Origin of the sequence: Phenylobacterium ferrooxidans, assembly GCF_042714595.1 — a bacterium.
GTDB classification, from domain to species: domain Bacteria; phylum Pseudomonadota; class Alphaproteobacteria; order Caulobacterales; family Caulobacteraceae; genus Phenylobacterium; species Phenylobacterium ferrooxidans.
Map to the genome: position 1 here is coordinate 85,292 of NZ_JAOTJD010000013.1, position 10,419 is coordinate 95,710.

The window sequence follows — 10,419 nt, forward strand, 5'->3', positions numbered from 1 at the left end:
CGGCGGCCCAGCCCGAGGCCGATTGCGACCCATAGCGGACGCCCAACACTTCCGCTGATAGGAAGGGGCTCCGTCCGTGCTAGCGGGATCGGCGGCTAACACCAAAAAATCGTGACGCGGGATGGCTCGGCGTCACCGCGCACAGCTAGCAAAGCTTGTTTTAGGTCCCCAGAGGGCATTGCGAGCCAGAATGGTGAAGCTTGCTTGCAAACCCTGAGGCGGCGTTGCACAGACCGCCCGGTCTGCCGCGTTCCTCGGCCGACCTATGGGGGAAGATCACATGATGAGGAAGTTGCTCGCTGCCGCGGGAGTGATGCTCACGCTCGCCGCTTTCCCTGCCGTGGCCGCGGATCAAGATTTCACGTTGAAGAACCAGACCGGCTACACGATCGAACAGGTCTACGTCGCCGCCAGCAAAAGCAATGATTGGGAGGAGGACGTCATGGGCGACGACGTCCTGAAGACCGGCGCCAACGTCGACATCACTTTCGACGCTGCGGAGAACGTCTGCCGCTTCGACATAAAGGTGGTCTACGACGACAAGGAAGAGGCTATCTGGTCAAACCTCGACCTGTGCACAATCTCAGCGGTCACTGTTCGCTACAATCGTAGTACGGGAGCGACGTCGGCCGTCACCGAGTAACGGGAGATCGTCGGGCGGTCCGGATGCTTTCACCTGGCCACCCGGGCAGCGTCGGTGACGTCCGCTTCCCACCCTTCTGCGACCTTCCGAAGGTCCGCTTCCTGGCGAGGCCAGTGGAGTCCTCGGCGGGCCTGCGGGGATCGTCAGGCGGGCGCCAAGCGTCGGAAACCTAGCTCTTGCCGTCGCGGGCGTCCGACAGCACCCGCAGCATTTCGCTGGAGAAGATCGAGCCGGTCAGGCGCGAGCTGGAGCCGTCGCGGTCGGGGCTCTGGGAGCCGCGCAGGATCAGGTCCACCAGGGCGTCCTGCTCCTTCATCCGTTCGGTCCGGCGGGCTGAGGCGTACTGGATGAAGCCATCCTCGGCGGGCGCCGCGGCTGGGCTGGTCGTCTGGCCCATGCCCCCGGTGCGGGTGAGATTGGCGTAGACCTCGGCCACGGTGGCGGGGCGGCCGTCGCGGTAGAAGATCGAGCGGTTGGCCTGGGCGGCGTCGGGAAACAGGCTGGCGGCGGAGGCGCCGGGACGGGTGTTGGCCGCCTCGATCAGCCGGGCCGAACCCTGCGGCCCCAGGAAGTGGGCGGCGTAGAGCTCCCCGGCTGTGGGTGTGCGGCCCGTGCGGCCCTTCAGATAGGAGGCGTGGTCGGAGGCAAGCTCTCCGGCCATCAGCGACGAGGCGTGGGCGTCCAGCCGCAGGTCCATCACCGCCTTGCGCGCCTCGGCCCCGTTCACCGAATAGCGGCCATTGGCGCCCTTGGTGATCAGGTCGGCGTAGCGGGCGTAGCCGTATTTCGAGCCGTGCTGCTTGAGGGTAGACAGCCAGGTCTGCTCGACGAACTGGAACAGGCCGGCGGCCGACGAGGATGACGCCTTGGCGCGGGGGTTATAGCCACTCTCGCGATTGGCGGTTTTCATCAGGAACGTGAAGTCCACGCCTGTCGCGTTGGACGCACGTTGGATGGCGGCTTCGACCGCGCCCCTGAGACCCTGGATCGCCATGGACCCTGGTTTGCACCGACATGGTTAACGTGGCGCTAACCATGCTGCGGCGGAGGAGCGCACTCAGCCTGCGGCCCTCCGGGCGGCGCTCTCTTCGGTGCGGTTGAGGCACTCCTCGAGACTGGCCAGCAGGCGGGGCAGTTCGATGGGCTTGGCGATGAAGTCGTCCATGCCGGCGGCGAAATAGGCGTCAGTCTCGTGGCTGAGCACACTGGCGGTCACGGCGATGATCGGGATGCGGGAACGCCCGCCGGTCCGCTCCCGCTGGCGAATCGCCTGGGTGGCCTTCAGGCCGTCCATCCCGGGCATGTGGATGTCCATGAGGATCGCCGACCAGGTGGTGGCCGAGAGCCCCGACAACGCCAGCTTCGGACAGGCCGCCCTCAAGCTCGCGGCCTATTTCAGGAAGAGCCCCCAGACCCGCGATGGCCAACCGGTGGACGGCGCCATTGTGCGCATCCCGATCAGGTTCACTCTGGCGAATTGACCAACGTCATCCCGGACGCCGATAGGCGTCCGGGATGACGTGAAGCTCAGTAGCTCTTGGGCAGGCCCAGCACGCGTTCGGCGATGTAGTTCAGCACCATCTCGCGGCTGATGGGGGCGATGCGGGCGATCATCACCTCGCGGAAGTAGCGCTCCACGTCGTATTCCTTGGCGTAGCCCATGCCGCCGTGGGCCAGGACCGCGGCCTCGCAGGCGTTGAAGCCCGCCTCGCCGCCCAGGTACTTGGCGGCGTTGGCCTCCGCCCCGCAGTCGCGGCCGGCGTCATAGAGGGCCGCGGCCTTGAAGGCCATCAGGTTGGCGGCCTCCAGCTCCGCCCAGGAGCGGGCCAGGGGATGGGCGACGCCCTGGTTCTGACCGATGGGTCGGCCGAACACGATCCGCTCCTTGGCGTAGGCCGTCGCCTTGGCCAGGGCCGCGCGGCCCAGGCCCACGGCCTCGGCGCCGAACAGCACCCGCTCGGGATTCAACCCCTCCAACAGGTAGTAGAAGCCCCGGCCTTCCTCGCCGATCAGATCGCCGGCCGGGACCTCCAGGTTGTCGATGAAGACGCTGTTGGACTCCACGGCCTTGCGGCCCATCTTCGGGATCACCGTGGCTGAGATCTTCGAGCGGTCGAAGTCGGTGTAGAACAGGCTCAGGCCCTCGGTGGCCTTGCGCACCTGATCCTTGGGCGTGGTCCGCGCGATGATCAGCATCTTGTTGGCCCGCTGGGCCATGGTCGTCCACACCTTCCGGCCCGAGATCACATAGCCGTCGTCGGTGCGCACCGCCCGTGTGGTCAGGCTGGTGGTGTCGAGACCGGAGTCCGGCTCGGTGATGCCGATGCAGATCTTGTCTTCGCCGGAGATCAGCCGCGGAATGGCGCTGCGCTTGAGGGCCTCGGAGCCGAACTTGGCGATGGGCATGGGGCCGAAGATGTTCAGGTGCATGGCGCTGGCGCCGGAGAAGCCCGCCCCAGACTGGGCCACGGCCTGCATCATGATGGCGGCCTCCGTCAGACCCAGCCCCGCCCCGCCCAACTCCGTCGGCATGGCCGTTCCCAGCCAACCGCCGGCGGCCATGGCGGCCACGAAGGCCTCGGGGAAGTCGCCGGTGTCGTCGGTCCGCCGCCAGTACTCCGCGTCGAAGTCGGCGCAGACCCGGGCGACGCTTTCGAAGATCGCCTGCTGTTCGTCGCTCAGCCAGAAGCTCATCGTTTCCGCCCTAGATGTTGTCGAACCGCCTCGGATCGAGCCGGGCGGCATAGGGACCAAGGTCCCCCTCCGTCACGCAAGCCGTGATGATCTTCGCCACCAGGGGCGCCAGCAGCCAGCCGTTGCGCCGCGCCCCGACGGCCAGCAGCACGCCGTGGTGGCGGCCGCGCCCGACCATGGGCAGACCGTCCGGTGTCGCGGCGCGGACGCCGGTCTGGGCGATGATCTTGGCGTCTCTCACAGAGGGGAACAGCCGCGCGCCGGCCTCCAGCAACCCGGCGACCTGATCGGCCTCGACGGCCAGATCGCCCGCCCCGGCCTGCATCGTGGCGCCCAGGGTCAGGCCACCGGGCGCCGCGGTGATATATGCGCCCTCGCCGCGCACCACGATGCCCTCGTAGACGGGGCCGTCGGTGCGAAGGATGTGGCCCTTGATCGGGGAAAGCCGCGCCAGGGATGGCGCGATCACGCCTAGGTCGCGCCCCGTGCCGGTGGCGATCACCAGCCGCTCGGCGCCCTCGAAGCCGTCGGCGGCGCGGGTGTGGAAGGTGACGCCCGCGGCCTGAGCGGCGCGGCGCAGGGCCACCAGGGCCGCGGCGGCGTCGATGCGCCAGTCCTCGCGGGTCAGCAGGGCGTGGCCCCAACCGGGGGCGAGGCCCGGCGCCAGGCCGATCATGGCGTTGCGCGACAGTTCGGTGGGATGCAGGCCCAGCTTGCGGACGCCCGCGTCGGTGGCGTGCAGGAAGGCGGCGTCGCCCACCGCCATCGCGCCCGCGCGGTCCACGGTGATCCCGATCCGGGTCTCCAGGGCCGGCCACAGGTCGCGCGCCGCCAGCATCAGGTCGAAGTGGGCGCGGGTCTCGACGTCCAGCACCGCCTCGAACACCGGCGCCAGCATCCCAGCGGCCACCGCCGAAGCGCCGCCGCCGTCTGGCGATGGATCATAGACCGCCACCTCCGCCCCGGCGTCGGCCAGGGCGAGCGCCGTCGTCAGACCGAGCGCGCCCGCGCCCGCGACCGTGATCCTTGGCTTGCGGCTCATGGGCCTAAGCAGCGGGCTTCGGCGCCGAAATCAAGCAAATCTCACATCGAGGGCGAGGCGCCGCGCCGATAGCGGGCGACGCCCAGGTGGAACAGGCCCACCGCGATGGCGCCGTAGACCACCGCCCCGAACAGCACCAGGGCCAGGGTCTGCACGCCCGGGTTTCGCACCATGCCCATCGGCGCCAGCACCACGAAACCGGCGGGCAGGATGGTGAAGGCGATGGTCTTGACCGCCCCCTGATAGATCGAGCCGGGATAGCTGGAGAATAGCAGCATGAAGTCGGTCAGGTCGCGGGCGAAGGTGCGCGCGCCCGCCGCCCAGAAGGCCTGGCTGGCGAAGCTGATGCTGGCGCTGATATAGACGGTGGTCCCCGCCGCGATGGCCAGCAGCAGGGCGGGCAGATCGGTCCATTCCAGCTTGGCGAACACCCCCAGCACGAAGACCGCGCCGGCCAGGTCGCCCCAGGCGGTGGCGATGCTCTCGCGGGCCAGCAGGCGCGGGATCAGCCCCTTGGGTTGGGTCAGCAGGGCGTCAAGTTCGCCCCGCAGCAGGGTCGCGGCCATGTCGCGATAGCCGCCGAAGAACACCCCGGAAATCCCCACCACCGACATGGTCAGCCCAAACAGCAGGGCCATGTCCGACAGGGTCCAGCCGCCGATTGAGCGGAAGCCCGCGAAGAACAGCACCCACAGGGTCAGGAAGAAGATGTCGTTGACGATCATCCCGCCCACCTGGATCGCGAAGTTGCCCCGGTCGGAAAAGGAGGTGCGGATCGCCGCGCTCGACTGGGCGGCGTAGAGGCGCAGGGCGGCGATCATACCCCGCCCTCCCGCAGCACCTTGGCCAGGCCCGCGCGCCACAGCGCCAGGCACAGCAGGGACAGCAGCACGATCCACAGTATCTGCCAGGCCGCCGCCGTCAGGAACATCGCGCCGGAGGGCGCCAGCGCCTGGACGCCGGCCCAATAGAGGTGGGCGGCGAAGGGGGTCGCCTCGGCCAGCTTCCGCAGCCAGTCGGGATAGAGGGTGATGGGAGCGAACAGCCCGCCCAGCAGGAACATCAGCTTCTGGATCACCAGCTGCACGGGCAGGATGCGGCGGGTCCAGAAGGCGCACAGTCCGGCCACCGCATAGAGCAGCATGCCCACGGTCACGGCCAGGACGCCCAGGACGAAGAGATAGGGATAGGTGGCGGCGGGCGGCCCCTGCCGGCCAGTCACCGCCAGCCAGACCACCGCCGTCACCCCCAGGGCCGCAAGTCGCACCAGGGTCCCGCCCAGGCTCTGGGCCAGGCTCTGCAGCAGGTAGAACTTGGGCCGCAGCAGATGGGGCTCCAGCCCCCCCGAGCGGATGTCGTCCTCGAACCGCATGTGTACGGCGGGCAGGGAGAGCGTGATCCACTCGGTGGCCAGCACGTAGAGCACCAGGCCGCCAGCCGGCAGGGCGATGGCGCCGCGCGCGGGCTCGGCCGCGACCTTGTCCCACAGGGCCGAGAGCACGGTCATGATCAGAACGTAGAACAGGCAGCGCCCGGCCAGCACGGTCCAGCCGGCCATGGCCTGGCCCGCCCCGACCCGCAGGGCGACGGCGGCGGCGGTCAGGTCACGTCGCATGGGTCGAGGCGTAGATGTCGGCGATCACCTCCTCCATGGGGGGATCCTCGATCGTGACGTCCTCGATGCCGCCGTCGGCCATGGCCGCGGCGATCACCTGCTCCACGCGGGCGAGCTTCGTATCCACCTCCAGGATGGTGGCGTGGGCCTCGGAAGGCCGCCGCGTCACGCCGGGCAGGTTCAGGGACACCCCCTGCCCCGCTGACTGGAAGGTGATGATCTTGCGGCCCAGGAAACGACGGCGCAGTTGGTCGGTGGGCTGGTCCACCACGATCCGCCCCTGGTTGACGACGATGACCCGGTCGCAGACCAGCTCGATATCCCGGGTGTCGTGGCTGGTGAGCAGCACAGTCTGGCCGTGGTCGCGGGCATGTTCGCGGATGAAGTCGCGGATCGCCGCCTTGGCCGTGACGTCCAGCCCGATGGTGGGCTCGTCCAGGAACAGCAGGCCCGGCCCATGCAGCAGGCTGGCGGTGATCTCGCACCTCATCCGTTGGCCCAGCGACATGCGGTGCACCGGCTGGTCCAGCAGGTCGGTAAGGGCGAAGCGTTCGGTCAGTTCGCCCAGCCGTTTGGCGAAGGGCGCGGCTTCCTGGTCGTAGATGTGACGCAGCAGAGTGAAGCTCTCCCGGGCCGGCAGTTCGCCCCACAGCTGGGAGCGTTGGCCAAACACCACGCCGATCTTGTAGGCCAGCGCCTTGCGCTCCCTCCAGGGCGTCAGGCCCAGCACGCTGGCCTCGCCCGAGGAGGGTTCCAGTATGCCGGAGAGCATCTTCAGGGTCGTGGACTTGCCGGCGCCGTTGGGGCCGATGATGGCGACGCGCTCACCCACCCCGATCTCGAAGTCGACGCCAGCGACGGCCTCGACGGTCACATGTTCGGGAGAGAAGGCCTCGAAGAATCCGCCGCGCCGCTTAGCGTAGCGGTAGGCCTTGGAGAGCGACTTGACGGTGATGACGGCGGACATGGCGGGCTTCGATTTCTGAGGGGGTCGATGGGTCTGGCGAGTTGGAGGCATGCGGCGTCGGAGCCCGGTAGAGCTCATTGCCGCACGGCATCTGGCCAAACAGATTGGTCATCGTCTCAGCTTGGAAACCCGCGAACAGGTTCGCGGAACGGCGTCATGTCTAGACGGTGATTCTGGGATTCACAACTGGAGCGCAACGAAGATGCGCTGTGTGTGGCATTCGCGCACGGTCATGCCCCAGGTCGGCAAGACGGCATCCATGTCGGCGGTCAGCGGGGGCGGAACAGGACTTCAAGCCCCTGGATCACGTCCTCCATCAACCCGCCCTCGGTGTCGGCGGGGTCGGCCAGCATCATCGAGGCCGCGCCATGGCCGCAGGCCCAGACCGCCAGGGCCACCTTGTGGATCAGGTCGGGGTCCCGCTCCTGCTGGTTGGGCGAATCGGCGATGGCGGCCTCGATGATGGCGAAGGCGCGGTCGCGGGCCGCGGCCACCTCGGGATCGGCCAGGGCGGCGGGATCGAACATCAGGCTGTAGAGCGCCGGTTGCCGCCGGGCGAAACCGAAATAGGCCAGGGCCGTGGCGCGGATCGGGGCGTCGGCGGCGGCCGTGGCGGCGGCGCGCAGGGCGGTCTCGAACTCGCCGAAGCCCTCGGCGGCGAGCCCGGCCAGCAGGGCCTGTTTGGAGGTGTAATGGTGATAGACCGAGCCCGGCGCGATGCCGGCCCGGGCGGCCAGGGCCCGGAGGTTCAGCTTGCCGATGCCGCCGCTTTCCAGCAGGGCGCGAGCCTCGTCCAGCAGTTGAGCCCGCAGGTTGCCGACGTGATAGCCCCGGCGCCGGGTCGCGCCCACGGACGGCCAGGGCATCAGCGGCCCCTTCCGTCGCGCAGGTCGGCAGAACGGCGGCGCATGCAGACTCCCATAGCTAGGTGATCATTGTTCACCGCCTTTCCGCCGGTTGTCGAGGCGCGATACGCGTCGCAGGTTGACGCAGCGGCTCTAGGAGGAAGACGGCCATGTCGGGCGAAGTGCGGATCGAGATCGAGGCGCGGGTCGGCGGCGCCTGCGTGGCCCATGTCACCCTCGACAATGCGGGCAAGCTGAACACCCTGAACAGCGCCCTGATGAAGGAATTCGCGGTCCGGATCGGCGCCTTGGCCAAGGATGAGCACCTCCGCGCCGTGGTGCTGACCGGGGCGGGCGATCGCGCCTTCATCGGCGGGGCGGACATCGACGAGATGGCGGGGCTGGACGCGGGCTCCGCGCGGGCCTTCATCACCCGCGTCCACCGCTGCTGCGAGGTGCTGCGCGACCTGCCGGTCCCGGTGATCGGGCGGATCAACGGCTATGCCCTGGGCGCGGGAATGGAGGTGGCCGCGGCCTGCGATCTGCGGGTCGCCGCCGACAGCGCGGTGTTCGGCATGCCGGAGGTGAAACTGGGCATACCGTCTGTGGTGGAGGCCGCCCTCCTCCCCTCCCTGGTGGGCTGGGGCCGGACGCGCCAGATGCTCTTGCTGGGCGAGACCTTCAGCGCCGCCGAGGCGGAGACCTGGGGTCTGGTGGAAGCCGTCGTCCCAACCGAGGGCCTGGACGCCCAGGTGGAGGCCTGGCTCACGAGCCTGCTGGCCGCCGAACCCGCCGCCGTGCGCCTGCAGAAGGCGCTGATCCGCCGTTGGGAAGACCTGCCGATGAAGGACGCCATCGCCGCCGGGATCGACGCCTTCGAGGCGGCCTGGACCACCGACGCGCCCGCCAGGTCCATGGCCGAGTTCCAGGCCAACCGCGCGGCGCGCCGAACTAACCGTTGATCACCTAGGGCGCGATCGCTAGCCTTTCCCCAACGACAGGTCGGGAACGAAAACACCATGGGCGCGGACTTCAAGGTCGCCATCCTCGGCGCGGGCTTTGCTGGCCTCTGCATGGGCCTGAAACTGCAGGCCCGGGGCGAGACCGCCTTCGTGATCCTGGAGAAGGCCGACCGGGTTGGCGGCACATGGCGGGAAAACATCTATCCCGGCAGCGGCTGCGACATCCCCAGCCACCTCTATTCCTATTCCTTCGAGCCCAATCCCGACTGGCCCGAAATCTTCTCCGCCCAGCCCGACATCCTTGCGTACATCGAGAGCGTCGTCGAAAAGCGCAAGCTTTCCAAACGCCTGAGGTTCAATGCTGAGGTGACTTCGGCGGCGTGGGACGACGACGCAGGGTTCTGGCGCATCGGTCTGGCCGACGGGAGCTCCGTCACCGCCGAAACCTTCGTCACCGCCTGGGGCCAGTTGAACCGGCCCAAGCTTCCGCCCATCGCCGGCCGTGACGACTTCGCCGGCGCCGCCTTCCACTCCGCCCAGTGGGACGGCTCCGTCGACCTCGCCGGCAAGCGCGTCGCGGTGATCGGCAACGGCGCCAGCGCCGTGCAGTTCGTCCCCGAGGTCGCCAAGGTCGCGGAATCCCTCACCCTCTTCCAGCGGTCCCCCAACTGGATCGTGCCACGCATGAACCGGCCCTACACCGCCGAGGAGAAGGCTCGTTTCCGCGCCCGGCCCGAGGTGATGGCCAAGGTGCGCGGCGACATCTTCGAGATGGCCGAGGCCCGGCTTGAGGCCAAGCGCGCCGGGACCGCGCCGGTGGAGGAGGTCCCCATCCCCCTGGCCCACCTGCACGCTCAGGTCGCCGACCCGGAGCTGCGCGCCAAGCTGACCCCCGACTATGAGATCGGCTGCAAGCGGGTGCTGATCTCCAACGACTTCTACCCGGCCCTGACCCGGCCCAATGTCGAGCTGGTGACCGAGGCCATCGCGCGCATGACCCCGCGCGGCGTGGTGGACGCCCAGGGGATCGAACACGAGGTCGACGTGGTGATCTACGCCACCGGCTTCGAGACCCGCTCCTTCGTCGGCGACACCGGGATCACCGGCGTGGGCGGCCTGCGCCTGAGCGACGCCTGGATCGATGGGCCGGAGGCTTATCTGGGCCTGTCGGTCACCGGTTTCCCCAATCTTTTCATGCTGTACGGGCCGAACACCAACCTCGGGCACAACTCCATCATCTTCATGATCGAGGCCCAGGCCGACTATGTGCTGCAGGCGCTGGACGCCATCGCCCAGGCCGGGCCGCTCTCGGTGAAGCAGGAGGTCGCCGACGCCTACAACGCCGAGCTTCAGAAGGCCCTGGCCGTCACGCCCTGGGCGGGCAGCTGCACCAGCTGGTACAAGACCGCCGACGGCCGCATCCTAAACAACTGGCCCCACACCGCGCGCGCCTACGCCCAGGCTGTCGAGCGGTTCGACCTCGAGGCCTATGATGTGATGCGGGCGGTGGAGGTGGCGTAATACCTTCCCTTCTCCCCTTGCGCGGTCGGCTCGCGCTCCGCTCTCAGGAGAAAAACTGCCGTCATCCCGGGCGACCCGTAGGGGAGACCCGGGACCCAGGGGGATTGATCGCGGCCCCTGGGTCCCGGCT

12 protein-coding genes are annotated in these 10,419 nt (G+C 68.7%); 4 read left to right on the plus strand and 8 right to left on the minus strand.

What is annotated here, in order from left to right; genetic code table 11:
- Window positions 1-280 precede the first annotated feature (280 nt).
- Entirely contained in the window at window positions 281-643 is a 363-nt protein-coding gene (locus OCL97_RS08820) for an argininosuccinate lyase (RefSeq protein ID WP_377369431.1), read from the plus strand.
- A 169-nt stretch (window positions 644-812) separates the two neighbouring features.
- On the opposite strand, the gene OCL97_RS08825 is transcribed toward OCL97_RS08820, so the two are convergent.
- Together OCL97_RS08825 and OCL97_RS08830 are read right to left on the minus strand one after the other, a co-directional pair.
- On the minus strand, window positions 813-1,637 hold the full coding sequence (locus tag OCL97_RS08825; RefSeq protein ID WP_377369433.1) for a transglycosylase SLT domain-containing protein: 825 nt from the start codon (window positions 1,635-1,637) through the stop codon (window positions 813-815).
- Between the two features lie 63 nt (window positions 1,638-1,700).
- A complete protein-coding gene (locus OCL97_RS08830; RefSeq protein ID WP_377369435.1) occupies window positions 1,701-1,958 on the minus strand; it encodes a response regulator in 258 nt (85 codons plus the stop codon).
- Between OCL97_RS08830 and OCL97_RS08835 the strand changes: the two genes are divergently transcribed.
- Window positions 1,951-2,124 carry an energy transducer TonB family protein gene (locus tag OCL97_RS08835; protein ID WP_377369437.1) on the plus strand — a complete coding sequence of 58 codons (174 nt, stop codon included), beginning with the start codon at window positions 1,951-1,953 and terminating at the stop codon, window positions 2,122-2,124. The two genes, OCL97_RS08830 and OCL97_RS08835, sit on opposite strands and share 8 nt — an antisense overlap.
- A 46-nt stretch (window positions 2,125-2,170) precedes the next feature.
- Here OCL97_RS08835 and OCL97_RS08840 read toward each other — a convergent pair whose 3' ends face one another.
- From OCL97_RS08840 to OCL97_RS08865, 6 genes are all read right to left on the minus strand, one after another.
- Window positions 2,171-3,337 carry an acyl-CoA dehydrogenase family protein gene (locus OCL97_RS08840; RefSeq protein WP_377369439.1) on the minus strand — a complete coding sequence of 389 codons (1,167 nt, stop codon included), beginning with the start codon at window positions 3,335-3,337 and terminating at the stop codon, window positions 2,171-2,173.
- Window positions 3,338-3,347: 10 nt separating this feature from the next.
- Window positions 3,348-4,379 (minus strand): NAD(P)/FAD-dependent oxidoreductase, encoded by a 1,032-nt coding sequence (locus tag OCL97_RS08845; protein WP_377369441.1) that lies wholly within the window; start codon window positions 4,377-4,379, stop codon window positions 3,348-3,350.
- Window positions 4,380-4,420: 41 nt separating this feature from the next.
- A complete protein-coding gene (locus OCL97_RS08850; protein ID WP_377369443.1) occupies window positions 4,421-5,200 on the minus strand; it encodes an ABC-2 family transporter protein in 780 nt (259 codons plus the stop codon).
- Window positions 5,197-5,994 (minus strand): ABC-2 family transporter protein, encoded by a 798-nt coding sequence (locus tag OCL97_RS08855; protein WP_377369445.1) that lies wholly within the window; start codon window positions 5,992-5,994, stop codon window positions 5,197-5,199. Before OCL97_RS08855 ends, OCL97_RS08850 begins: the two co-directional genes overlap by 4 nt.
- Entirely contained in the window at window positions 5,984-6,961 is a 978-nt protein-coding gene (locus tag OCL97_RS08860; RefSeq protein ID WP_377369447.1) for an ABC transporter ATP-binding protein, read from the minus strand. Before OCL97_RS08860 ends, OCL97_RS08855 begins: the two co-directional genes overlap by 11 nt.
- A 269-nt stretch (window positions 6,962-7,230) precedes the next feature.
- The gene (locus OCL97_RS08865) at window positions 7,231-7,827 is read right to left on the minus strand and encodes a TetR/AcrR family transcriptional regulator (RefSeq protein WP_377369449.1); all 597 of its coding nucleotides are present in this window, start codon (window positions 7,825-7,827) and stop codon (window positions 7,231-7,233) included.
- A gap of 149 nt (window positions 7,828-7,976) precedes the next feature.
- Between OCL97_RS08865 and OCL97_RS08870 the strand changes: the two genes are divergently transcribed.
- Window positions 7,977-8,768 (plus strand): enoyl-CoA hydratase, encoded by a 792-nt coding sequence (locus OCL97_RS08870; RefSeq protein WP_377369451.1) that lies wholly within the window; start codon window positions 7,977-7,979, stop codon window positions 8,766-8,768.
- A gap of 57 nt (window positions 8,769-8,825) precedes the next feature.
- Window positions 8,826-10,289 (plus strand): flavin-containing monooxygenase, encoded by a 1,464-nt coding sequence (locus OCL97_RS08875; protein WP_377369453.1) that lies wholly within the window; start codon window positions 8,826-8,828, stop codon window positions 10,287-10,289.
- Window positions 10,290-10,419 lie beyond the last annotated feature (130 nt).

What these genes read in the sequence shown, in the direction of transcription:
- OCL97_RS08820 (WP_377369431.1), top strand. Translation starts at nt 281, where the DNA reads ATGATGAGGAAGTTGCTCGCTGCCGCGGGAGTGATGCTCACGCTCGCC.
- OCL97_RS08825 (WP_377369433.1), bottom strand. Translation starts at nt 1,637, where the DNA reads ATGGCGATCCAGGGTCTCAGGGGCGCGGTCGAAGCCGCCATCCAACGT.
- OCL97_RS08835 (WP_377369437.1), top strand. Translation starts at nt 1,951, where the DNA reads ATGTCCATGAGGATCGCCGACCAGGTGGTGGCCGAGAGCCCCGACAAC.
- OCL97_RS08830 (WP_377369435.1), bottom strand. Translation starts at nt 1,958, where the DNA reads ATGGACATCCACATGCCCGGGATGGACGGCCTGAAGGCCACCCAGGCG.
- OCL97_RS08840 (WP_377369439.1), bottom strand. Translation starts at nt 3,337, where the DNA reads ATGAGCTTCTGGCTGAGCGACGAACAGCAGGCGATCTTCGAAAGCGTC.
- OCL97_RS08845 (WP_377369441.1), bottom strand. Translation starts at nt 4,379, where the DNA reads ATGAGCCGCAAGCCAAGGATCACGGTCGCGGGCGCGGGCGCGCTCGGT.
- OCL97_RS08850 (WP_377369443.1), bottom strand. Translation starts at nt 5,200, where the DNA reads ATGATCGCCGCCCTGCGCCTCTACGCCGCCCAGTCGAGCGCGGCGATC.
- OCL97_RS08855 (WP_377369445.1), bottom strand. Translation starts at nt 5,994, where the DNA reads ATGCGACGTGACCTGACCGCCGCCGCCGTCGCCCTGCGGGTCGGGGCG.
- OCL97_RS08860 (WP_377369447.1), bottom strand. Translation starts at nt 6,961, where the DNA reads ATGTCCGCCGTCATCACCGTCAAGTCGCTCTCCAAGGCCTACCGCTAC.
- OCL97_RS08865 (WP_377369449.1), bottom strand. Translation starts at nt 7,827, where the DNA reads ATGCCCTGGCCGTCCGTGGGCGCGACCCGGCGCCGGGGCTATCACGTC.
- OCL97_RS08870 (WP_377369451.1), top strand. Translation starts at nt 7,977, where the DNA reads ATGTCGGGCGAAGTGCGGATCGAGATCGAGGCGCGGGTCGGCGGCGCC.
- OCL97_RS08875 (WP_377369453.1), top strand. Translation starts at nt 8,826, where the DNA reads ATGGGCGCGGACTTCAAGGTCGCCATCCTCGGCGCGGGCTTTGCTGGC.